The 22,822-nt window shown below is 39.5% G+C and carries 17 protein-coding genes, 1 tRNA gene and 3 pseudogenes; 18 read left to right on the top strand and 3 right to left on the bottom strand.

All coding sequences use genetic code 11. The features are described 5' to 3' along the window. Positions 1 to 24: 24 nt before the first annotated feature. The 8 genes and pseudogenes from JCM15457_RS03650 (at position 25) to whiA (ending at position 10,038) form a co-directional block, all read left to right on the top strand. Positions 25 to 1,458, top strand: a complete 1,434-nt coding sequence (locus JCM15457_RS03650; protein WP_034987746.1) for a nicotinate phosphoribosyltransferase — start codon at positions 25 to 27, stop codon at positions 1,456 to 1,458. Between the two features lie 137 nt (positions 1,459 to 1,595). Continuing rightward, positions 1,596 to 3,584 (top strand): excinuclease ABC subunit UvrB, encoded by a 1,989-nt coding sequence (gene uvrB / locus JCM15457_RS03655; RefSeq protein WP_187325789.1) that lies wholly within the window; start codon positions 1,596 to 1,598, stop codon positions 3,582 to 3,584. A 32-nt stretch (positions 3,585 to 3,616) separates the two neighbouring features. Next, positions 3,617 to 6,461: pseudogene (gene uvrA, locus JCM15457_RS03660) on the top strand (excinuclease ABC subunit UvrA). Positions 6,462 to 6,531: 70 nt separating this feature from the next. Then, positions 6,532 to 7,005 carry an S-ribosylhomocysteine lyase gene (locus tag JCM15457_RS03665; RefSeq protein WP_034987749.1) on the top strand — a complete coding sequence of 158 codons (474 nt, stop codon included), beginning with the start codon at positions 6,532 to 6,534 and terminating at the stop codon, positions 7,003 to 7,005. Positions 7,006 to 7,211: 206 nt separating this feature from the next. After that, positions 7,212 to 7,594, top strand: a pseudogene (locus JCM15457_RS12715) (RNase adapter RapZ); the annotation flags it as partial. 138 nt (positions 7,595 to 7,732) lie between these two features. Continuing rightward, on the top strand, positions 7,733 to 8,059 hold the full coding sequence (locus JCM15457_RS12720) for a RapZ C-terminal domain-containing protein (protein WP_439645837.1): 327 nt from the start codon (positions 7,733 to 7,735) through the stop codon (positions 8,057 to 8,059). Next, positions 8,056 to 9,081 (top strand): gluconeogenesis morphogenetic factor MgfK, encoded by a 1,026-nt coding sequence (gene mgfK, locus JCM15457_RS03675; RefSeq protein ID WP_034987751.1) that lies wholly within the window; start codon positions 8,056 to 8,058, stop codon positions 9,079 to 9,081. Before JCM15457_RS12720 ends, mgfK begins: the two co-directional genes overlap by 4 nt. Positions 9,082 to 9,099: 18 nt before the next feature. Further along, complete coding sequence (whiA, locus tag JCM15457_RS03680) at positions 9,100 to 10,038, top strand: DNA-binding protein WhiA (protein WP_034987753.1); 939 nt, start codon at positions 9,100 to 9,102, stop codon at positions 10,036 to 10,038. Between the two features lie 290 nt (positions 10,039 to 10,328). On the opposite strand, the gene clpP is transcribed toward whiA, so the two are convergent. Both clpP and JCM15457_RS03690 read right to left on the bottom strand, forming a co-directional pair. After that, a complete protein-coding gene (gene clpP / locus JCM15457_RS03685; RefSeq protein WP_034987755.1) occupies positions 10,329 to 10,922 on the bottom strand; it encodes an ATP-dependent Clp endopeptidase proteolytic subunit ClpP in 594 nt (197 codons plus the stop codon). 316 nt (positions 10,923 to 11,238) lie between these two features. After that, positions 11,239 to 11,310: transfer RNA gene (locus tag JCM15457_RS03690), tRNA-Arg, on the bottom strand. A 67-nt stretch (positions 11,311 to 11,377) separates the two neighbouring features. On the opposite strand from JCM15457_RS03690, the gene JCM15457_RS12585 reads away from it, so the two are divergent. The 7 genes from JCM15457_RS12585 to eno all read left to right on the top strand — a co-directional run bounded on the left by JCM15457_RS12585 (position 11,378) and on the right by eno (position 18,717). Then, positions 11,378 to 11,725, top strand: coding sequence for an RNA polymerase factor sigma-54 (locus tag JCM15457_RS12585; RefSeq protein WP_369384603.1), 348 nt, complete (start codon positions 11,378 to 11,380; stop codon positions 11,723 to 11,725). Further along, positions 11,713 to 12,714 (top strand): RNA polymerase factor sigma-54, encoded by a 1,002-nt coding sequence (gene rpoN, locus JCM15457_RS03695; RefSeq protein WP_369384613.1) that lies wholly within the window; start codon positions 11,713 to 11,715, stop codon positions 12,712 to 12,714. The genes JCM15457_RS12585 and rpoN overlap by 13 nt, the downstream gene beginning before the upstream one ends. A 328-nt stretch (positions 12,715 to 13,042) precedes the next feature. Continuing rightward, a complete protein-coding gene (locus JCM15457_RS03700) occupies positions 13,043 to 14,071 on the top strand; it encodes a sugar-binding transcriptional regulator (protein WP_034987756.1) in 1,029 nt (342 codons plus the stop codon). 61 nt (positions 14,072 to 14,132) lie between these two features. Further along, the gene (gene gap, locus JCM15457_RS03705; RefSeq protein WP_034987759.1) at positions 14,133 to 15,146 is read left to right on the top strand and encodes a type I glyceraldehyde-3-phosphate dehydrogenase; all 1,014 of its coding nucleotides are present in this window, start codon (positions 14,133 to 14,135) and stop codon (positions 15,144 to 15,146) included. A gap of 116 nt (positions 15,147 to 15,262) precedes the next feature. Then, complete coding sequence (locus JCM15457_RS03710; RefSeq protein WP_034987760.1) at positions 15,263 to 16,453, top strand: phosphoglycerate kinase; 1,191 nt, start codon at positions 15,263 to 15,265, stop codon at positions 16,451 to 16,453. Positions 16,454 to 16,535: 82 nt separating this feature from the next. Beyond that, entirely contained in the window at positions 16,536 to 17,291 is a 756-nt protein-coding gene (gene tpiA / locus JCM15457_RS03715; protein ID WP_034987763.1) for a triose-phosphate isomerase, read from the top strand. 100 nt (positions 17,292 to 17,391) lie between these two features. Next, entirely contained in the window at positions 17,392 to 18,717 is a 1,326-nt protein-coding gene (gene eno, locus JCM15457_RS03720; RefSeq protein ID WP_034987764.1) for a phosphopyruvate hydratase, read from the top strand. A 101-nt stretch (positions 18,718 to 18,818) separates the two neighbouring features. On the opposite strand, the gene JCM15457_RS12590 is transcribed toward eno, so the two are convergent. Then, positions 18,819 to 19,025: a transposase gene (locus tag JCM15457_RS12590; protein WP_081778197.1), complete on the bottom strand. Its 207-nt coding sequence runs from the start codon at positions 19,023 to 19,025 to the stop codon at positions 18,819 to 18,821. A 454-nt stretch (positions 19,026 to 19,479) separates the two neighbouring features. Between JCM15457_RS12590 and secG the strand changes: the two genes are divergently transcribed. The 3 genes and pseudogenes from secG to smpB all read left to right on the top strand — a co-directional run bounded on the left by secG (position 19,480) and on the right by smpB (position 22,679). Continuing rightward, the gene (gene secG / locus JCM15457_RS03725) at positions 19,480 to 19,716 is read left to right on the top strand and encodes a preprotein translocase subunit SecG (RefSeq protein WP_034987765.1); all 237 of its coding nucleotides are present in this window, start codon (positions 19,480 to 19,482) and stop codon (positions 19,714 to 19,716) included. Positions 19,717 to 19,836: 120 nt separating this feature from the next. Then, positions 19,837 to 22,178, top strand: a pseudogene (gene rnr, locus JCM15457_RS03730) (ribonuclease R). 33 nt (positions 22,179 to 22,211) lie between these two features. Next, the gene (gene smpB / locus JCM15457_RS03735) at positions 22,212 to 22,679 is read left to right on the top strand and encodes an SsrA-binding protein SmpB (protein ID WP_034987768.1); all 468 of its coding nucleotides are present in this window, start codon (positions 22,212 to 22,214) and stop codon (positions 22,677 to 22,679) included. Positions 22,680 to 22,822: the final 143 nt, after the last annotated feature.

Raw genomic sequence — 22,822 nt, forward strand, 5'->3', positions numbered from 1 at the left:
GAGTGTGTTTATTGGAGGAAACTGATGAAAACAAGAAATTTGTCCTTACTGCTTGATCTGTACGAACTAACAATGGCTAATGGCTTTTTTAGGAAACAGCCCCAAAAAATTGGCTATTTTGATTTGTATTTTCGTAAAATTCCAGATAAAGGCGGTTTAGTAGTATATGCGGGCTTAGCACAGGTTATTAGATATTTAGATGAGCTCCATTTTAGTGCTTCAGATATTGAATACTTAAGAGAATTACATATTTTTGATAATGCTTTTCTTGAATATTTGCGTGATTTTAGATTTGAGTGTGATGTTTGGTCTGTTGAAGAGGGAACCCCTGTTTTTCCAAATGAACCACTCCTGACAGTTAAGGGGCCCTTGGTACAAGTTCAATTACTTGAAACTATGCTGCTTAACATTGTAAATCATGAGTCATTGATTGCAACAAAAGCACGTCGGATATGTATGGTGGCTCGGAATCGTCCAGTAATGGAATTTGGATCGCGCCGGGCTCAGGGGGCCGATGCTGCCACTTATGGCGCTCGCGCCGCTGTTATCGGTGGTTGTTCAGGAACGGCGAATGTTTTGAGTGCCAAACTATTTGGTTTAAAGCCGTTAGGAACAATGGCACATAGCTGGATACAATCATTTCCGAGTGAGCAGGCAGCTTTTGAGGCTTGGATGGAAGTTTACCCGCATAATTGTCTATTGCTAGTGGATACGTATGATGTTTTAAAATCAGGTGTGCCTAACGCTATCCGAATTTTTAAGAAATTAAAGAAAATGGGAATAAATGATCATCTTGGGGTACGTATTGATTCGGGTGATATTACAGTACTAACACAACAAACACGTAAGATGCTTGATGATGCAGGTTTTAAAGATGCAACGATTACTGTTTCGAATGCATTAGACGAGGAAGTTATTCAAAACGTTTTGGAAGAAGGCGCTGCAATTGATAGCTTTGGTGTTGGCGAAAAATTGATTACAGCAGCTTCAGACCCTGTTTTAAGCGGCGTTTATAAACTAGTAGCGACGCAGGAAGATAATGTAGTAACACCTAAAATAAAACTAAGCAATACTGTTGAAAAAACAACTATTCCCGGGTTTAAGCGTTTATATCGTTTGTATGATGCAGAAGGCAAGTCACATGGTGATTTATTGTGTCTCGATTCTGAGAAAGTGGAAAAAAGCAGTGAAATATATAATTCTGATCCTAATAAGACACAGCATGTGAGACAATTACAAGCATGGCATTTAAAACCCTTGCAAGTGCAGATTTTTAAAAAAGGAACTTTATTATATCATGTACCCGAAACGATGGAAATCCAAGCTTTTTCGAAGAAAAGAATCGCCGAATTGCCTATGGCGTGTTTGCGTTTGAAAAACCCAGACATTTATGATGTTTACTGGACAAGTCAATTAAAGACCCTTCGTCAGAAAATGATTGAGGAATATACCTATTAAAAAAATACGCGATGCGTGCGAAAGTATGTTCGCTGTGTTAAAATAAGTGAGCGAATGAATAGACCGTGGCAGTCAATTGTCGTGGTCTTTTTGTAATTAAAAAGAGCACGGAGGCCAGAGATGTGATAGAAAAACAGATGGATCGAAGGTTCGATTTAGTTTCAGCGTATCAGCCAACTGGTGATCAGCCACAGGCTATAGAAAAACTGTCAAGGGGTATAAAAGAAGGACGTAAAGCACAGATTTTACTGGGTGCAACTGGAACTGGAAAAACATTTACAATTTCAAATGTGATAAAGGATGTTAATAAGCCAACGCTTGTCTTAGCACATAATAAAACATTGGCGGGGCAGCTTTACGGTGAATTTAAAGAATTTTTTCCAAACAATGCGGTTGAATACTTTGTTAGTTATTATGATTACTATCAACCTGAGGCCTATGTACCTTCAAGTGATACTTATATAGAAAAAGACTCAAGTATCAATGATGAGATAGATAAATTACGGCATTCAGCAACTAGCTCGCTTTTGGAACGAAATGATGTAATTGTAGTTGCGTCTGTTTCGTCGATCTTTGGATTAGGTGATCCTCATGAATATCAGGAGCATACACTTTCACTGCGCGTTGGACAGACATTGGAGCGCGACGCCTTATTGCGTCAGTTGGTCGACATTCAATTTGAACGTAACGACATTGATTTTCAACGCGGGCGTTTTCGAGTGCATGGTGATGTAGTTGAAATTTTTCCGGCCTCGCGCGACGAACGTGCATTGCGAATTGAGTTTTTTGGTGATGAAATTGATCGTATTCGAGAATTTGATTCGCTTACAGGGGAGATCATCGGCGACCGCAGTCACGTATCTATTTTTCCTGCGACGCATTTTATGACGAATGATAATATCATGGATAAGGCGATTGCTGGGATTCAGTCTGAACTGGATAAGCAATTGAAGAAACTTAAGAATGCCAATAAATTATTAGAAGCACAACGCTTGGAACAGCGTACGACCTATGACATTGAAATGCTGCGCGAAATGGGATACTGTTCTGGGATAGAGAACTATTCGCGACATATGGATGGCAGAAAAGAAGGTGAGCCGCCTTATACATTACTAGACTTCTTTCCCAAAGATTTCTTGATTGTAGTTGACGAATCGCATGTCACGATGCCTCAGGTTCGCGGAATGTATAATGGTGATCGTGCACGCAAACAGATGCTTGTTGATTATGGTTTTAGATTGCCAAGTGCACTTGATAACAGACCATTGACACTTGCTGAATTTGAAAAACATGTCAATCAGATAGTCTATATGTCTGCTACGCCAGGTCCTTATGAGCAGGAACAGACGAATGAAATAGTCCAGCAGATTATTCGGCCGACAGGGTTGTTGGATCCGATAATTGAAGTTCGACCGATTATGGGACAGATGGATGATCTGGTAGGTGAGATCAACAAGCGGGTCGAACGCAATGAACGTGTTTTTATAACGACACTTACTAAGAAAATGTCAGAGGATCTGACAGATTATTTGAAGGAATTACGTATCAAGGTTAAGTATCTGCACTCAGATATTAAAACATTGGAGAGAACTAAGATCGTTCGTGATTTGCGTCTTGGAAAATTTGATGTACTGGTAGGAATAAATTTGCTGCGTGAGGGAATTGATGTCCCAGAGGTTTCACTGGTAGCAATTCTAGATGCTGACAAAGAGGGATTTTTACGCAGTGAACGTTCACTTGTTCAAACTATTGGGCGTGCAGCACGTAATGAAAATGGTCGAGTGATTATGTATGCTGATAGTGTCACGGATTCAATGAAAGCAGCGATTGAAGAGACTAAGCGCCGGCGTGGTATTCAGGAAAAATATAACGAAGAGCATCATATTGTACCGAAAACGATCAAAAAGAAGATTCGTGATTTAATCTCGATAACAAAACCGGCTAAAGATAGCGGGAAGAAAGCATCATTTACGGAACTAGAATTTAATGATTTGGAACTTGATGATCAAAAAGAAATGATAGGCAAGTTGGAAGATCAAATGAGGGCGGCAGCTAAAAAACTTGATTTTGAAGAGGCTGCAACTTTGCGTGATACAATTATGGAATTAAAGGCGCAAATCGAATAGACATTGCGATGGATGAAGGAAGGAAATGAAGAGTGGGACAGAATAAAATTGTGATCCATGGGGCTCGTGCACATAATTTGAAAAATATTGATGTTACAATTCCTAAAAATAAGCTGGTTGTAATGACTGGTTTATCAGGTTCGGGCAAAAGTTCATTAGCATTTGACACGCTCTACGCCGAAGGTCAGCGCAGGTACGTTGAGAGTTTATCCGCTTACGCCCGGCAATTTCTTGGGCAAATGGATAAACCAGATGTTGATTCGATTGATGGACTGTCACCAGCAATTTCGATCGATCAGAAAACAACGTCGAAAAATCCAAGGTCGACAGTTGGAACTGTTACCGAGATAAATGATTATTTGCGCCTTTTATGGGCTAGAGTGGGAACTCCAATCTGTCCTAATGACGGACATGAAATTACAAGTCAGTCTCCTGAACAAATGGTCGATCGTATTCTACAACTGCCAGAAAAAACTAAAATACAGATTCTATCACCTATTATTAGGCAAAAAAAGGGACAGCATAAAAAAATTTTTGAGAAAATAAAAACGCGAAGGGTTTGTGCGAGTTCGTGTTGATGGCGAGATTCATGATATTGAAGAAAAGTTTGAAATGGATAAGAACAAAAAACATTCGATCGAAGTTGTAGTCGATAGGATAGTTGTTAAAAATGGCATCCGTTCAAGGCTTTTCGATTCTTTTGAAGCTGCTTTACGTCTTTCTGATGGGTATGCTAGTGCTGATGTTATTGGTGGCGAGCTGCTTCAGTTTTCAGAAAATTTTGCATGTCCATATTGCGGCTTTACAATCGGTGAACTGGAACCGCGTTTGTTTTCTTTCAATGCACCATTTGGCGCGTGTCCAGATTGTGATGGATTGGGTGTAAAACTTGAGGTGGACAAAGATTTAGTTATTCCCAATCCTGATAAAACTTTAAATGAAGGTGTAATTGAACCTTGGAATCCGATAAGTTCTAAGTATTATCCAACTTTACTCAAACAAATGTGTACAGCTTTTGAAATAGATATGGACATACCTTTTTCAAAATTAACTCCTGCCGAGCAGAAAACTATTCTATATGGTGCCGGTGACAGAATTTTTCACTTCCACTATGAAAATGATTTTGGCGGTGTGCGGGATGTTGATGTTCCCTTTGAAGGTGTTATTCCGAATATTAAAAGACGTTATCATGAAACTAATAGTGATTTTACCCGTGACGTGATGCGCAAATATATGACAAGTCTAACTTGTCAGACTTGTCATGGCTATCGTCTCAACCGAAAAGCACTGGCTGTCAAGATTGGCGGCCGGCACATCGGTGAGGTTTCAGATGACAACATTGCAGCAGCATTGCACTTTTTTGAAAAGATTACTTTTAATGAACAAGATACGACGATTGCACATCCAATTTTAAAGGAGATAAAAGATCGGCTCACATTTTTAATCAATGTTGGGCTTGAATATTTGACTTTAAGCCGTTCAGCGCGGACTTTGTCTGGCGGAGAGGCTCAACGAATAAGATTAGCTACGCAAATTGGCTCTAATTTATCGGGCGTGCTGTATATTCTGGATGAACCATCAATCGGATTACATCAAAGAGATAATGATCGCTTGATTTCTTCTTTGAAAAAAATGCGTGATCTAGGTAATACGTTGATCGTAGTTGAACACGATGAAGATACAATGAGAGCGGCGGATTATGTAATAGATATTGGCCCAGGAGCCGGGAGTAATGGTGGGAAAGTTATGGCTGCTGGTACTCCAAAACAGGTCGCACGTTCCCGCAAATCAATTACTGGACAGTACTTGTCAGGAAAAAGGTTTATTGCAGTACCAAGTGAGCGACGACCAGGGAATGGAAAATTTTTGCGAATTAAGGGTGCTGCTGAAAATAATTTGAAGAAGATCGATGTTGATTTTCCTTTAGGCGAATTTATAGCTGTTACTGGAGTTTCAGGTTCAGGTAAATCGACGCTTGTCAACATGATCTTAAAACGTGCTTTAGCACAAAAATTAAATGGTAATTCAGATAAGCCTGGTAAATTCAAAAAAATTGAAGGTGTAAAAAGTCTGGAGAAAGTAATTGATATTGACCAAAGCCCAATAGGGCGGACACCAAGAAGCAACCCAGCTACTTATACGAGTGTATTTGATGATGTTCGTGCTTTGTTTGCGCAAACAAATGCCGCGAAGATGCGTGGTTATGGTAAAGGGCGCTTTAGTTTCAATGTCAAGGGCGGACGCTGTGAAGCCTGCAAAGGCGATGGCATAATAAAAATCGAAATGAATTTTTTGCCTGATGTGTATGTACCATGTGAGATTTGCCATGGGGCACGCTATAATTCGGAAACATTGGAGATTGAGTACAAAGGGAAAAATATCGCACAGGTTTTAGATATGACGGTTGCTGAAGCGTTAGATTTCTTTGCGGCTATTCCAAAGATCAGACGCAAATTGCAGACTATTGTAGATGTTGGGTTAGGCTACGTTAAGTTGGGGCAGCCCGCGACGACTTTATCGGGTGGAGAGGCCCAGAGGATGAAACTTGCGTCTGAACTGCATCGAAAATCCAATGGAAAAACTTTTTATATTTTAGATGAACCAACCACCGGTTTGCACACCGACGATATCAAAAATTTGCTGAGTGTTTTGCAGCGGCTTGTTGATAAAGGCAACACAGTTTTAGTGATTGAACATAATTTAGACGTTATAAAAACTGCAGATCATTTGATAGATCTAGGACCGGAAGGCGGTGACGGCGGTGGAACCATTGTTGCCACCGGAACGCCTGAAGAGGTTGAACATGTTAAAGAAAGTTATACAGGGAAATATTTGCATGCGGCGCTTGAACGTGCGCGTGAGCAAAAACATAGTTGAGTACTTGATTTTTTACCTAATTGTGCTTACAGTATAGTAATGATGTAGAATAGAATGGAGTGGATAGTGAATGGCAAAGGTTGAAAGTTTTACTTTGGATCATACGGCAGTTAAGGCCCCGTATGTACGCCTTATCACAATTGAAGAAGGGAACAAGGGCGATAAGATATCTAATTATGATTTACGTTTAGTTCAACCGAACGAGAATGCGATCCCGACTGCGGGGTTACACACAATTGAACATATGCTTGCGGGCTACTTGCGTGATCGATTAGATGGTGTTATTGATTGTTCACCTTTTGGCTGCCGTACAGGATTCCATTTGATTACATGGGGTGAGCATGATACTGTTGAGGTTGCTCGAGCTTTGAAGGGTGCATTGCAAGATATTGAGAATTCAACTTGGGAGGATGTTCAGGGAACTGACATTAAGAGTTGCGGTAATTACCGTGATCACTCATTATTTTCAGCTAAAGAATGGTGTCACAAGATCCTAGACGAGGGAGTTTCTTCAGATCCTTTTGTTCGCAAGGTAGTTGAATAAAAAAATCTTTTTTGTAATAATTTTTTGGAATTTTTACAAATCAAAGGCCAAAGCAAAGGTTTGTTTTCATTTTGCTTTGGCCTTTATTTTGTAAAATGTGAGGGTGCAAAAGTATTGTGAAACACCCGGTGTGTTATAATGTTAAAAGAGTGTAAATTGGAGGAATTGTAATGAAAGAACCGTTAAAATTAGTCGTGATTACCGGGATGAGCGGAGCTGGTAAGACTGTGGCAGTTCAAAGTTTTGAGGATTTAGGTTATTTTTGCATTGACAATATGCCACCAACACTTTTGCCGAAGTTTTGGGAATTGGTCCGTGAATCTGGAAAAGTTAATAAAGTAGCATTGGTGATTGATTTACGTTCCCGCGCTTTTTATGACGAAATTATTGAGATGTTGAATGATCTCGGCAGCGACAACTTTATTGATGCTAAAATCCTATTTTTGGATGCATCTGACGCTGAACTTGTCGCTAGATACAAAGAAACAAGACGTTCACACCCGTTAGCGATGGAGGCAGGCTGATGGATGGGATCAAGTTAGAACGTGATTTACTTTCAGATATACGTTCTAAGGCTCAACTGGTAGTGGATACAAGCAAATTAACTCCAAGGCAGCTGCGTGAAGAGATTTTTCATAATTTTGAAACAAGTGAATCGACAGCTTTTCATGTTGAGGTTTTGTCTTTTGGTTTTAAATATGGCTTGCCAATTGATGCAGATATTGTGATGGATGTTAGGTTTTTACCGAACCCATACTATGTGCCAGAGCTTAAAAAGAAAACAGGATTGGATGAACCAGTGTATGAATATGTGATGAACTCTGATAAAACAGAATCATTTTATCAGCAGTTCATCACACTTTTAAAAAATATAATTCCTGGCTATAAAAATGAAGGCAAATCAAGTGTAACGATTGCGATAGGGTGCACCGGTGGCCAACACCGGTCAGTTGCTCTAGCGAAGAGAATAGGCGATAGTCTGGCGGCAATTTATCCGGTAAGGACGTCTCACCGGGACATCAAACGGCGAAAGGAGTCTATTAATCGGTCATGATAAATAATCTAACTAGTAGGCGGCGACAAAGGCCGCATATTGTTGTCATAGGAGGCGGAACTGGGTTACCGGTTATTTTGCATGCGCTACGCAGAAAAAATGCTGATATCACTGCGATTGTTACTGTTGCTGATGATGGTGGGTCTTCAGGCATTATTCGCAATTATATCAATGTTGTCCCGCCAGGAGATATTCGCAATGTGCTAGTTGCTTTGTCAAATACACCTGAGATTTACAAAAAAATCTTCCAGTATCGTTTCAAGTCAAGTGATCAGTTTTTCTCAGGGCATGCTATCGGCAATTTAATTATCGCAGCATTATCAGAGATGAATGGTGATGGAATCTTCAATGCAGTTCAGGAACTATCGCAGTTGATGATGATTGACGGGCATGTCTACCCTGCCGCAAATGATCCATTGATCTTGAACGCTGAATTCACAGATGGGACAGTTCTTGCTGGCGAATCGGAGATATCGGCTGCCGATAAGACAATCAAACGCGTCTGGGTGACAGGCGTTGATGGCGAAGAGCCGCATGCTGTTCGAGAAGTGGTGGACGCTATTATGGAAGCCGATCAAATAGTTTTGGGACCGGGGAGTCTTTTTACAAGTATTTTACCTAATTTAATGATTTCGAATGTCGGTAAAGCAGTTTGTGAAACTAGTGCCGAGGTTATTTATATTTGTAATATCATGACACAGAAGGGTGAGACCGAACATTTTTCCGATGCTGATCACGTGCGGGTTCTTAATCATCATCTGGGCCAAAAAATTATTGACACTGTTTTAGTAAACACACAGCCTGTTCCTGATAATTATATGGATCATCAAAAGTATGATGAGTATTTGTTTCAAGTCAAACATGATTTTAATGGCCTGCGTCAAGAGGGTTGCCGTGTTATCTCAGATAATTTTCTTGAACTGCGCGATCGCGGAGTATTTCATAATGGAAGTCAAGTTGTTGAAGAGTTGATGCGGCTAACAAGTCGTCCTTTATCATGGAACGAGAATGAATTCAACTAAGTAGAGGGGTGCTGTCGATTGTCTTATGCAAGCGAAGTAAAGAAAGAATTAACAACACTTGATGTTCACTTTGCGAATGCCAAAGCAGAATTAATGGCGCTTATTCGTATGAATGGCTCACTAAGTATTGCCCAGCATCATTTTATTTTGAACGTTCAGACTGAAAACCCAGCAATTGCTAGAAGAATTTATACGCTTTTAAAAAAATTCTATGAAGTTGAAAGTGAACTGCTGGTTAGGCGCAAAATGAAATTAAAAAAGAATAATCTCTATATTGTACGTTTGAAAAAAGGCAGCGAACTTGTGTTGAATGATCTCGATATTCTTGAGGGCCTGCACATTAAGAACAGTGTTCCACTAAATTTTCTAAACGATGACGCTAAAGTGCGTTCGTATTTGCGAGGAGCATTTTTAGCAACCGGATCTGTTAATAATCCTGAAAAAAGCCGCTACCACCTTGAAATCTACTCGCTCTATGAAGAACAAAACGATATGATTTGCAATCTGATAAACCGTTATCAATTAAATGCGCGTAAGACTGAAAGGAGAAGTGGTTATATAACCTATCTGAAGGAAGCTGAAAAAATTGCCGATTTTTTGTCCTTGATAGGAGCAACCAATGCAATGTTAAAGTTTGAGGATATTCGGATTATTCGTGATATGCGCAACTCGGTGAATAGGATCGTTAACTGTGAAAATGCAAATATGAATAAGGTAGCAGATGCGGCCAAAAGACAAATTGAAAATATTCAATATATTGAAGAAACAGTTGGCATTAACAAATTACCGCCTAAGTTGCAGAGTGTGGCTAATACGCGAGTTGCAAATCCAGAGGTCAGTTTGAAAGAACTCGGTGAAATAGTGCCAGGCGGACCGATCTCCAAGTCTGGCATCAATCATCGTTTGCGCAAAATAAACGAACTTGCACAGCAACTACGTGAAGGTGCCAGTATCTAGATGGTCAAGGGCATAGCATGTGCAGCAATGAAAATATTAACTTGAGAACTTATCTGGCATGCGACGAATTCAATAATTTTAAAGCGATAGCAAAAAAATAGGAGCTAGGTCAAAATTAAATTTTAACCTAGCTCCTATTTTTTTCGTATAAACGTGCTCCATAAGTCAAAACTCTCCATCTAAAAACCACTTGCTATGTGTGTAGTTTCGCGATAGTACTCGATACTGACTTAGGTACACTCGCTTGTTTTTAGCAATTTTGAGTTATATTTCAAACTCATTTGCAACAACTATTTTATTTTCTTCTTGTTTTTCATGATACCATCAATCAAGCCGTAATCGACAGCCTCTTGTGCCGACATGAAGTTATCGCGTTCTGTATCACGATTAATAACTTCCATATCCTGACCAGAACCATCGGCCAAGATCTTATTGATTAATTTACGTGTTTTAAGGATATGTTGAGCAGCAATCCCAATTTCAGTTGCTTGCCCTTGGGCTCCGCCAAGAGGTTGATGGATCATTACCTCGGAATTAGGCAGCGCGAAACGTTTTCCCTTTGTGCCAGCAGTTGCCAACACACTGGCCATAGAAGCTGCCATACCCATTACGATTGTTTGAACATCAGCGTTGACAAAGTTCATTGTATCGTAGATAGCTAAACCGGCAGTAACGCTTCCGCCAGGAGAATTGATATAAATATAGATATCTTTTTCAGAATCTTGTGCGTCAAGGAAAAGTAATTGCGCTATGATGGCGTTGGCCATATCATCGTTAACTTCACCTGAAAGCATGATGATTCGATCTTTCAAAAGGCGGGAGTAGATATCATAGGCACGCTCACCCCTTGAAGATTGTTCAATAACTGTAGGAACTAAATTCATCTGTAGTACCTCCTAACTAATTTTAACGCCATTAATTTTAGCATTCATAAGGCTATGTTGCTAGTTTAAACTATTGGTCAAAAAAGGTCAAATAAACTGCAACATATTTTAAATGATTCTATAGTAACGTTACTTTCGACTAACTAGGTAGTTTAATGTTAAAATGTAAATTGGAATTGTGAAGTATAACACAGCGGTTATCCGTAGGGGATAAGGTGTTGCTGAAAATCAATTGTGATTGTATATGAAAAAGGCTGAGTCAGCAGTATTACGACTCAGCCTTGAGATCAGTAGCATCAGATATTGGTTTTAAAAATGCGCCACGTGGGAGTCGAACCCACATTACAAGAACCGGAATCTTGCGTGCGATCCATTACACTAGCGGCGCAACACTCTTACTATTCTAACGGAAACATAGCTAATTGACAAGTAAAAAAAGTCAGGTGAAATAAAAAATGCCTCTTGAACAAATATATGGTCAGGAACAACAGCAAGTTCAAAAGCTTGCGATGACGCAACAAATGCAACAATCTATTCAGATTTTGAGATACAGTATTGAAGATCTGCATGACTTTTTAGCACAGCAGCAATTGGATAATCCTTTTATAAAAATCAATGACCGCATGAGCTACACAGGCAGTTCGGCTAGCTCTGGTGATAACGCGGACAAGAAGGATGATTGGATTTCGCAGACGGCTGAACACAAACAGCAATCGCTGTACGATTATCTTTTGTCGCAAGTACATTTAACAATGAGAAAAACAGTTCTGAGGGCTGGGTCGTTTTCCTCATTGATCATTTAGACACTAATGGATACCTGAGGATTGATCTTACTGAAATTCTGCAAAAAACTCATGTGGATCAAACTACATTACTTGATGCGTTAACTTTGCTGCAACAGCTTGATCCACCAGGAATAGGTGCACGAAATTTGAAGGAATGTCTTTTATTGCAAATTGAAAATAGTGATAATGCGCCCAAGTACGCATACGAAATCATTGATGAAAGTTTTGTTCAATTTGCTGATCGCAAGTGGTCTGCGGTAGCACAACATTTTGGAATTTCATTAGAGGAAGTTCAAAATGTTTTCGATTATGTACGCACTCTGTCCCCAGCACCTGGGGCGGTTTTTGGACAAGATGATATTGGCTATGTATATCCAGACCTCCTAGTGGAGATTGACAGAAAGAATCAAAGCGTAAAACTCGATGTTACAAAACAGAGCAGGCCTCTAGTAGTGTTTAAAAAAGATTACTTTGATGAATTTTCGCAAATGCCGGACGCAGAAGTGAAAAAATATTTAAGAGAAAAAAAGGCAGATTATCTTAATATTGTGCGAAATATAGAGCGGCGCGGTGCTACTATTGAGCGCGTTGGTCAGGCAATTGTCAATCACCAAGCGGGTTTTTTTCTTAAAGATGAACACCCTCTCAATCCATTATTGTTAAGAGATGTTGCACATGAGTTACATCTCCACGAGTCGACCGTTAGTCGGGCGGTCAATGGTAAATATTTAAAATGCGATTTTGGTGTGTTTGAATTAAGACACTTTTTCACTAAAAGGGTCAATAATAGTAAGGAAGATGAAGAATTAACGGCAGACGCAGTTCAATCACAGATAAAAGCTCTAGTGGATGCGGAAAATAAGGCGAAACCACTCTCAGATAGTAGGCTGGTAGAACATCTTGCTCAAAATGGGGTCAAAATTTCGCGTAGAACTGTAGCTAAATACCGTGACATGATGGGAATAGTTTCTTCAAGTAAACGTAAACGTTTTGGCGAAAAAAGATAAAAATAATTTTGAAGTAAAAGGCGAGAAACTAAACACAAAAAATCATTGTTCGCCATTATTAAGAAAAAAGGTAGATTTAAAGTAAATCATTCGCAAAAATGTAAACTTTAGAAATAATAATAATAATTGAATACGGATTTTCGAGGGCTTTGATGTTTTATGTCCACTGCTTGCAATAGATAAGGATTATTGCTATAATTCAGGTTGTGATGAGGTATAGGAACAGTTTAAGATAATAGAATTGTTGTTGTGCTTTGTTTTTTTTAGCTTGATGGGTCGCTTTGTGACACCGATGGACGAAAGCAGTCCCGCTAGGAAGGGTCGTAAAATGCACCAGGAATTAGAGTGGATAGAAAAGATCGCACCTGACATGGTAGAGACCATGGTGCAGAGGTTTATGATAATGCGCCATATATACTGGTCGGGGCCTATCGGGAGAAGGCTGTTGGCACAGGAAATGGGAGTGACAGAACGGGTTTTACGGACTGAAACTGATTTTCTTAAGCGCCAAGGGTTGATCACTTCGACTAAATCGGGAATGGTAATAACAGAGGAAGGCAAGGCAGTTATTCACAAGCTACGCGGATTGATGGATCAGTTGGCTGGAATTCAACGGCGCGAAAAAAGGCTTAGTGAGTTTCTGGGAATTGATCGGTGTCTAATTGTTTCAGGCGACTGTGATGAGCAAGTCAAGGTCATTGAGACGATGGGTAAACTTGTCAATGATACTCTGCAAACCTTGTTGCCTGAAGGCAGAAATGTAATCGCAGTTATGGGCGGTACAACAATGGCAAGGATTGCCGCACGATTGACACCAAGAATTGCTGAAAAAAGAGAGTTGCTCTTTGTTCCAGCACGAGGTGGTGTCGGCGAGGCTGTTGATATTCAGGCTAACAGTGTGAGCGCTCAAATGGCATTGCGTACAGGTGGGAAGCATCGTACCTTATATGTGCCAGAGCAGCTCAGCGAGAAAGCTTATGCTCCTTTGATGCAAGAACCAAGTATTCTGGAAGTTGTGCAGCTTATTCGCAATAGCAATGCTGTGATTCATAGCATCGGCGAGGCTATTACGATGGCAAAGCGGCGTGACATGTCAAAGGCAAGCATAGCTGAACTTAAGCGGGAGCATGCCGTGGGTGAGGCGTTCGGCTACTTTTTTGATGAGGAAGGCCGAGTTGTTTATAAGATTCCACGAGTGGGCTTGCAACTTGAGGATCTCGCTAATATGAAAAGTGTAATCGCGGTTGCGGGAGGTACTTCTAAGGCCAAAGCAATCGTTGCTTACATGAAATTGGCTCCTAAGCAAACCTGTTTGATAACAGATGAGGGAGCAGCTAAGGTGATTTTAAAAGAGTAGTGTTTAACCGACACCGCTTTTTAAAATAAATTTTTTATTTCCTAAAGGAGGAAATTTTAGTATGACTACTAAAGTAGGTATTAATGGTTTTGGCCGCATTGGTCGTTTAGCATTCCGTCGTATTGCTGAAACTTCAGAAAGTTTGGAAGTTGTTGCTATCAACGATTTAACTTCCCCAGCTATGTTGGCACATTTATTGAAATACGATACAGCTCATGGCCAATTTGACGCTGAAATCTCTGCTACGGATAACGCTCTTGTTGTTAATGGCAAGACAATCCCTGTTTACGCAGAAGCAGATGCACGTAATATTCCTTGGGTTAAAAATGATGGTGTTGAATTAGTTCTTGAATCAACTGGTTTCTACACATCAAAAGAAAAAGCTTCAGCACATATCGAAGCAGGCGCAAAGCGCGTTTTGATTTCTGCTCCAGCTGGCGATGTTCGTACAATCGTTTACAGTGTTAACGATGACACATTGGCTCCAGAAGATAAAATCGTTTCTGCTGCTTCATGTACAACAAACTGCTTGGCACCACTTGCAAAAGCTGTTAACGATGCATTTGGTATCAAAGCTGGTACAATGACAACAATCCATGCTTACACAGCTACACAAAAATTACAAGATGGTCCAGATCGTGGTGGCAATGTTCGTAATGCACGTGCTGCTGCACAAAACACTATTCCTCATTCAACAGGTGCTGCTAAAGCAATTGGCTTAGTTGTTCCAGAATTGAAGGGTAAATTGGACGGACATGCACAACGTGTACCAGTTATCACAGGTTCATTGACAGAATTAGTTACAACTCTTGACAAAGAAGTTACAGCTGACGAAGTTAATGCAGCAGTTAAGAAAGTTACAGAAGGAAACTCATCATTCGGTTACAACAATGATGGCATCGTTTCTTCAGACGTTATCGGTACAACATTCGGTTCTGTCTTTGATCCTACACAAACACAGGTTGTTGGTAAGGGTGAAGGCCAAGTTGTTAAGACTGTTGCATGGTATGATAACGAATCAGGCTTTACTGCTCAAATGATCCGTACATTGGAAAAATTTGCTAGTTTGCTTTAAGATTTAGCTTTTAGCGCTAAGTTGATGAACTGAACTAATTGCAAGTCATCGAGCGGGGGGAGGCAATACTCTCTTCGCCTTTTGTTTTTAAATTATAAATTGGAGGATTGCTTTTTATGGCTAAATTAATTGTTTCTGATTTAGATGTTAAGGATAAAAAAGTTTTGATCCGTGTTGATTTCAATGTTCCTATCAAAAATGGTGTTATTGGAAATGATAACAGGATTGTTGCTGCTTTACCTACTATCAAGTATGTTGTTGAAAATGGCGGCAAAGCTATTCTCTTCTCACATCTTGGTCGTGTAAAGAAAGAAGAAGATAAGAAAGAACTTTCACTACGTCCTGTTGCTGAACGTCTCGCAGATTTAATCAAAAAACCTGTAACCTTTGTTCCTGCAACTCGCGGAGCTCAACTTGAAGAAGCCATTGACAAATTAAATGATGGTGATATCTTGCTTGTTGAAAATACACGTTTTGAGGATTTGGATGGCAAAAAGGAATCTGGAAATGATCCTGAACTTGGCAAATACTGGGCATCTCTTGGTGATGTTTATGTGAATGATGCTTTTGGTACAGCTCATCGTTCACACGCATCAAACGTGGGTATTGCAAGTAATATGGATAAAGCAGCAGCTGGTTTCTTACTTGAAAAAGAAATTAAGTTCTTAGGTAATGCTGTTGACAATCCTAAACATCCATTTGTAGCAATTCTTGGTGGTGCAAAAGTTTCTGATAAGATCGGTGTTATTGATCATCTATTAGGAAAAGCTGATAAGGTTATTATCGGTGGTGGTATGACTTACACATTTTATGCTGCTAAGGGCATTAAGATTGGCAATTCTTTAGTTGAAAAAGATAAAATTGAATTGGCTAAGACGATTATCGAAAAGGCTGGCGACAAACTTGTTTTACCAACAGATTCAGTTGTTGCTGAAAAATTTGATAATGATGTTCCTAATAAGGTTGTTGATGGTGACATTCCTGATGGCTACATGGCTCTTGATATCGGACCAAAATCTGTAGCTTTATTCAAGGACGTTTTAAAAGATGCTAAAACAGTTGTATGGAACGGACCAATGGGTGTCTTTGAAATGAGCAACTATGCCAAAGGTACACTTGAAGTTGGTGAATTCTTGGGAACCTTGACAGATGCAACAACTATCGTCGGTGGTGGAGATTCGACAGCAGCTGTTCAACAATTGGGTGTTGCTGATAAGCTTACTCATATTTCAACTGGTGGCGGTGCATCACTTGAATATCTTGAAGGAAAGACATTGCCAGGAATTGCAGCAGTTTCTGATAAATAATCTTTATTGTTAGGACAAAAGGGATTATTAATAAACTGTGTGAGCATTATTTGCTAAATCGAGATTTGAAAGGATGATATACGTGCGTACACCAATTATCGCAGGAAACTGGAAGATGAATATGAATCCAGAACAAACTGCTGAATTTGTAAAAGCTGTTAAAGATAAATTGCCAGCAAGTACAAAAGTTGAAGCTGTTATCGCAGCTCCTGCTGTTGACTTGCCTGCATTACTTGAAAATGCTAAGGGTTCTGAATTAAAAGTTGCTGCTGAAAACAGCTATTTTGAAGATGAAGGTGCCTTTACTGGTGAAACTTCACCTAAGGTCTTGAAAGAAATGGGCGTTGACTATGTGATCATTGGTCACTCAGAACGTCGCGATTACTTCCACGAAACTGATGAAGACATCAACAAAAAAGCACATGCTATTTTCAAAAACGGCTTGTTGCCAATCATCTGCTGTGGTGAATCACTCGAAACTCGTGAAGCTGGCAAAGCTGAAGAGTGGGTTGAAGGTCAAGTAACAGCTGCTCTTAAGGGCCTTTCCGCAGAACAAGTTTCAAGTTTGGTTATTGCTTATGAACCAATCTGGGCTATCGGGACAGGCAAGACTGCTTCTTCTGATCAAGCAGAAGAAATCTGTGCTGTTGTACGTAAAACTGTTGCCAAGTTGTATGACCAAACGGTTGCTGACAAAGTGCGTATTCAGTACGGTGGTTCTGTTAAACCAGCTAATGTCAAAGAATTAATGGCAAAAGAAAACATCGATGGTGGTTTAGTTGGTGGAGCTTCATTAGTTCCAGATTCATACTTGCAACTTGTTAATTACAAAGACTAATAAAATTTTGTAGCATAAGTGATTGAAACTGGCTGTCAAAACCTTTAAAATATGGTTGAGGTAAAAACTCAAGCCAAACAAACTCAAAGGAGAGTGTATTATGTCTAGTATTACAGAAATCTATGCACGCGAAGTCTTAGATTCACGTGGTAACCCAACAGTTGAAGCAGAAGTTTACACAGAAGCAGGTGCTTTTGGACGTGGGATCGTTCCATCAGGTGCTTCTACTGGTGAACATGAAGCTGTTGAATTACGTGATGGCGACAAATCTCGTTTCTTGGGTAAGGGTGTTACAAAAGCTGTTGCTAACGTTAACGATGTTATTGCAAAAGAAATCGTTGGCTATGAAGTAACAGATCAAGTTGCTATTGATAAGGCAATGATTGCTTTAGATGGTACACCTAACAAAGGCAAATTAGGTGCAAATGCTATTTTAGCTGTTTCAATTGCAGCTGCACGTGCAGCCGCAGATGAATTACAAGTGCCTTTATACAACTACTTGGGTGGTTTCAATGCACACGTACTGCCTACACCAATGATGAATGTCATCAATGGTGGTGCACATTCTGACAACAAGGTTGACTTCCAAGAATTTATGATCATGCCTGTTGGTGCTTCTTCAGTTAAAGAAGCAATTCGTATGGGTGCTGAAACATTCCATAACTTGAAGAAGTTATTGTCAGATGCTGGTAAGGTAACTTCAGTTGGTGATGAGGGTGGTTTTGCTCCTGACTTCGCAAACAATGAAGAACCTTTGAAGTTCTTGATCGATGCTATTGAAGCAGCTGGTTACAAACCAGGTAAAGACATTGCAATTGCAATTGATGTTGCTTCGTCAGAACTTTGGGATAACGAAACAAGCAAGTATAAGTTACGTTGGTCAACAGGCGAAGAATTCTCAACAGATGAATTTGTTGACTACCTTGAAGGCTTGACAGCTAAATACCCAATTATTTCAATCGAAGATCCTATCGATGAAAACAACTGGGATGATTGGAAAGTGATCACAGACCGCTTGGGCAAGAAAGTTCAGTTGGTTGGGGATGACTTCTTTGTAACAAACACACAATACTTGGAAAAAGGTATTAAGCTGGGTGCTGCAAACTCAATTCTGATCAAAGTTAACCAAATCGGTACATTGACAGAAACAGTTGAAGCAATTGAAATGGCTAAGGAAGCTGGTTACACAGCTATCGTGTCACATCGTTCTGGTGAAACAGAAGATACAACAATTGCTGACTTAGTTGTTGCAACTAATGCTGGACAAATCAAGACAGGTTCTATGAGCCGTACTGATCGTATTGCTAAGTACAACCAATTGATGAGAATTGAAGATCAATTAGGGAAGAATGTAGCACAGTACAAGGGTATCCAATCCTTCTACAACTTGAGTGCACAAGCTCGCGAAGAAATCGAAAGCAAGTAAGCACGCTTCTTTGATGATTTGAGTTACGAAATATATTATTAAGGCTCTTCGTCGATTGTTATCGACGAATCCGAATATTAGAGTTCTAATTCACTTTGTGATTAGAGCTCTTTTTGTATAGAGTCTAAAACAGCAAGTACCAAATTCATAAATCTAAAGCAATTATAATTACGATGGTCAAAGATAGTACATTTAATTACTTGGATTTTAGCATTGAAGCTCTCAATGGAGCTGTTTGAATACTGAGTGATAAAGGTATTATGGATTTCATCATGATGAGTTCGAAGTATTTCAATAGTGTTGCTTATTTATTTAGAAAAATCTGCAGTACTTCGGGAAGAAACCATCCTCAATTTTTTGTATATGGCATTTTCTATGCCTGGCAGCAATTGGCGATATAATCATATATGAGTGTATTTTTCTTTCTCTAAAAGTTCTTCATGGCAGGAATAGTCGTTTTTTTGTAGCAACAGATTGCTCACAATAGATTGCAATTACGTATGTAGTTCTGAACTTAGACGAAGATCTTTGATTTATGAAACATGTATATCAAGAGTAAAAAGGGAAGCTTGAGCAAGATTTATTGCCCCATTCTTGTAATTATTCTTGCTTTTTTTAACAACGAAACTCTTTCATATGTAGGTTATTCGAAACGGTTTTTTTGACGCAGTTGTGGTATCGGAAAATGAAACTGGAAAAACAATTGAATTTATGCTAAATTATAGAAGATGTAGGTTGCCAAAATGGCAAGGAGGTATAAGCTTGTATAATTTACTCTTAACTTTGTTAATGATTGATTCAGTGCTGATAATAATTGCTGTGATGATGCAGCCTGCCAAGACTGATAATGCATCAACCGCACTCTCTGGAGGAGCAGCTGATCTTTTTAGCAAACAAAAGCCGCGTGGCTTTGAAGCATTCATGCAAAAAGTGACTGTTGTATTAGGTGTCATCTTTTTTGCACTTTCGTTGGCTTTGGTTTACATTTCATCGCATTGATCAAAAGTAAGACCTCCTGCGGATATAATTAGGGGGTCTTTTATTTGTTTTTGTGCAGTTATCAGCTGAAATGTGTTACGCTTAAGTCATTAATCAATCAATCGATCGGATGAGGAATAGATGGAAAAAAATAAAATTAAAGATAGCTTATTAGAGATTTTAAAAGAAACACCAGATCAAGCTTTTACAGTCCAAGAATTGGCCGAATCAATTAAGATGACAAATGCTGGGAAATTTAAGTTTGTGGTTCAAGCACTTGCACAACTAGAACATGACAAAGTAGTTACTTTAAATCAAAATGGAACCTTCACAATTGCTAAGGATGACAGTTTACCTGTTTTAGAGGGTGTCTTTCATGCCAATGATCATGGCTATGGATTTGTGACTGTAGATCCGGAAACTCCTGATTTCTTTATTAATCCCACCCAAACTTTGTCCGCTTTGAATGGAGACGAGGTTGAATTGGTGATGCTCCACCCTGCTGATAAAGTAACAGGCAGAGGCCCAGAGGGGAAAATAACTGGGATAGCACATCACTCATTAGAACAGGTTGTCGGAGAGTTTCAGGTTGATGAAGCTGAAAACTATCCACAAGGAATTATTGGAAAAATAAAATTAAAAGATCGTAAATTAGCGAATTACCGTTTTCTAGTAGAAGACAAGGGGCTTAAACCAGTACCGGGTGAAGTTGTTTTAGCAGATATTACGGCTTATCCTGATGCTCATCTGCCAGGTATCTTGAAAGGTGTAGTTAAGAAAGTTATTGGAAATGTTAACGATCCAGGAATGGATATCTTGCAGGTCGTTTATCAGCACGATATTCCAACCAAGTTTCCAGACGACGTGATGGAGGAAGTAGCGAATATTCCTGATCATGTTACAGAAGCAGAAAAGGTGGGACGAAAAGATTTAACTGCTCAAGATCTTGTTACGATAGATAGCATTGAATCTAAGGATCTTGACGATGCTGTAACTGCTTGGAAGCTTGATAATGGAAATTATCATCTTGGTGTTCATATCGCTGATGTTTCGCATTATGTGGTTCCAGGGACTGCATTGAATGCCGAGGCATATGAACGTGGGACTTCTGTTTATTTAACGGATCGTGTCATTCCGATGCTGCCACATAAGTTATCAAATGGTATTTGCTCGTTAAATCCACGTGTTGAAAGATTGGCAATGAGTTGTGAGATGGAAATTGATCCAACAGGGCAGGTCGTTAAGCATCGTATTTTTCCAAGTGTGATCAAAACAACAGAGCGCATGACTTATGTTGCCATCAATAAGATATTGGAATCGCATGATGAAAAGACAATGAAACGTTATGCTAACTTGGTTCCTATGTTCCAGACCATGGGAGAATTGCATAAAATTCTACTAAAAATGCGTAAACGCCGTGGCGCAATTGAATTTGAAGATACGGAAGCGAAGATTATCGTTGATGAGAAAGGTCATCCGATTGATATCCAATTACGGGAGCGTGGAATAAGCGAGCGTATCGTTGAATCGTTTATGTTAGCCGCTAATGAAACAGTAGCCGCTCATTTTAATAATTTGGAAGTTCCATTTATCTATCGTATTCACGAGAAACCCAAGGCCGAAAAGATGCTCTCTTTCTTTGAAGCTTTGTCAGGATTGGGAATTGAAGCTGCGGGTAAAAGTAGTGATGTCAAACCTAAAATGCTGCAGAATATCTTAAAGAAGGCTGCAGGAAAACCAGAAGAAGCAATGGTGTCTACTATGCTGCTACGTTCAATGCAACAAGCTAAGTATGCGGATCAGCCTTTAGGACACTTTGGACTGGGAGCTGATGACTATACACACTTTACTTCTCCGATTCGACGTTATCCAGACTTGCTGGTTCACCGTTTGATCCGTTTTTACGAAGAAAATGGAATCACTGCTGAGTCTAAAGAAAAGTACAAAGATGAGATCCCAGAAATTGCAACACACAGTTCACAGATGGAACGACGAGCTATTGACGCTGAACGTGACACTGACGCAATGAAGAAAGCAGAGTACATGGCTGATCATGTAGGTGAAGAATTTGAAGCGGTAGTTAGTTCCGTTACTAAGTTCGGCATGTTTGTATCTTTGCAGAATACGGTCGAAGGCTTGATTCACATCAGTGAGATGAAAGACGACTATTACGAGTACCTTGAGAAGCAGATGCTTTGGTCGGTCGCCATACAAAACGGACGTATCGAATTGGACAGCCTATTCGGGTCAAAGTTATCAATGTTAATGTTGATCAAAAAGAGATTGATTTTACGCTTTTGAATCCAGAGAACACACCTAAAACTGATTTGTTAAAGAACAATGGCGGTTTTAGCCGTGAGCGTAATGGAAAAAAACAGACACGTGGTAACAAGAGATATGGCAAGTCAACAAATCATAACAATAGCTATAAAAAATTTCATGGAAATCGTCCCTTTAAGGATAAGCTTAAACGACATAAATAATACGTGAGCAGTAAATGCAGGAGGTGTTTATAATTGACCAAGGGAAAGCATAATGAGCGACCGTTAGCTCAAAATAGGAAAGCTAGCCATGATTATTCGATTATAGATACTATTGAAGCAGGTGTTGTTTTAACGGGAACTGAGATTAAGTCAATCCGTAATCGGCGAATTAACTTAAAAGATGGATTTGCTCAGGTTCGCAATGGAGAAGTTTGGTTGATGAATGTCCATATTTCCCCTTATGATCAAGGCAATCAATTTAATCATGATCCCTTGCGAAACCGAAAGTTGTTGTTGCATAAGAAGCAGATACAGCGTCTTATGAACGAATCAAGCAATAAGGGAATTACGCTTGTTCCATTGAAGGTTTATTTAAAGGGTGGGTTTGCTAAGGTCTTACTCGGAATAGGTAAGGGCAAACGTGCTTATGATAAACGTGAAACGATTAAACGAAAAGATCAGGAACGGCAAATACAGCGAACATTGAAGAATTATGGTTAACTTCTTTAACATTCATTTTGCTTGTCAACTTTGAATTACGAAATAGACCTGATTTGACGATTGAAAAATGTTAACTCATATATTTCAGCTTGAACCAAATGGGGCTAGGTCAAAATAACTTTTGACCTAGCCCCATTTGGTTC

This window comes from Liquorilactobacillus sucicola DSM 21376 = JCM 15457, from assembly GCF_000612445.1.
Taxonomy (GTDB): domain Bacteria; phylum Bacillota; class Bacilli; order Lactobacillales; family Lactobacillaceae; genus Liquorilactobacillus; species Liquorilactobacillus sucicola.

Excerpts from the sequence above, each read along its gene's own strand:
- clpP (WP_034987755.1), bottom strand. The coding sequence starts at position 10,922 with ATGAATTTAGTTCCTACAGTTATTGAACAATCTTCAAGGGGTGAGCGT.
- mgfK (WP_034987751.1), top strand. The coding sequence starts at position 8,056 with ATGATAAATAATCTAACTAGTAGGCGGCGACAAAGGCCGCATATTGTT.
- JCM15457_RS12720 (WP_439645837.1), top strand. The coding sequence starts at position 7,733 with ATGGATGTTAGGTTTTTACCGAACCCATACTATGTGCCAGAGCTTAAA.
- uvrB (WP_187325789.1), top strand. The coding sequence starts at position 1,596 with ATGGATCGAAGGTTCGATTTAGTTTCAGCGTATCAGCCAACTGGTGAT.
- eno (WP_034987764.1), top strand. The coding sequence starts at position 17,392 with ATGTCTAGTATTACAGAAATCTATGCACGCGAAGTCTTAGATTCACGT.
- JCM15457_RS03710 (WP_034987760.1), top strand. The coding sequence starts at position 15,263 with ATGGCTAAATTAATTGTTTCTGATTTAGATGTTAAGGATAAAAAAGTT.
- gap (WP_034987759.1), top strand. The coding sequence starts at position 14,133 with ATGACTACTAAAGTAGGTATTAATGGTTTTGGCCGCATTGGTCGTTTA.
- JCM15457_RS03650 (WP_034987746.1), top strand. The coding sequence starts at position 25 with ATGAAAACAAGAAATTTGTCCTTACTGCTTGATCTGTACGAACTAACA.
- JCM15457_RS03665 (WP_034987749.1), top strand. The coding sequence starts at position 6,532 with ATGGCAAAGGTTGAAAGTTTTACTTTGGATCATACGGCAGTTAAGGCC.
- JCM15457_RS12585 (WP_369384603.1), top strand. The coding sequence starts at position 11,378 with ATGCCTCTTGAACAAATATATGGTCAGGAACAACAGCAAGTTCAAAAG.
- JCM15457_RS03700 (WP_034987756.1), top strand. The coding sequence starts at position 13,043 with ATGCACCAGGAATTAGAGTGGATAGAAAAGATCGCACCTGACATGGTA.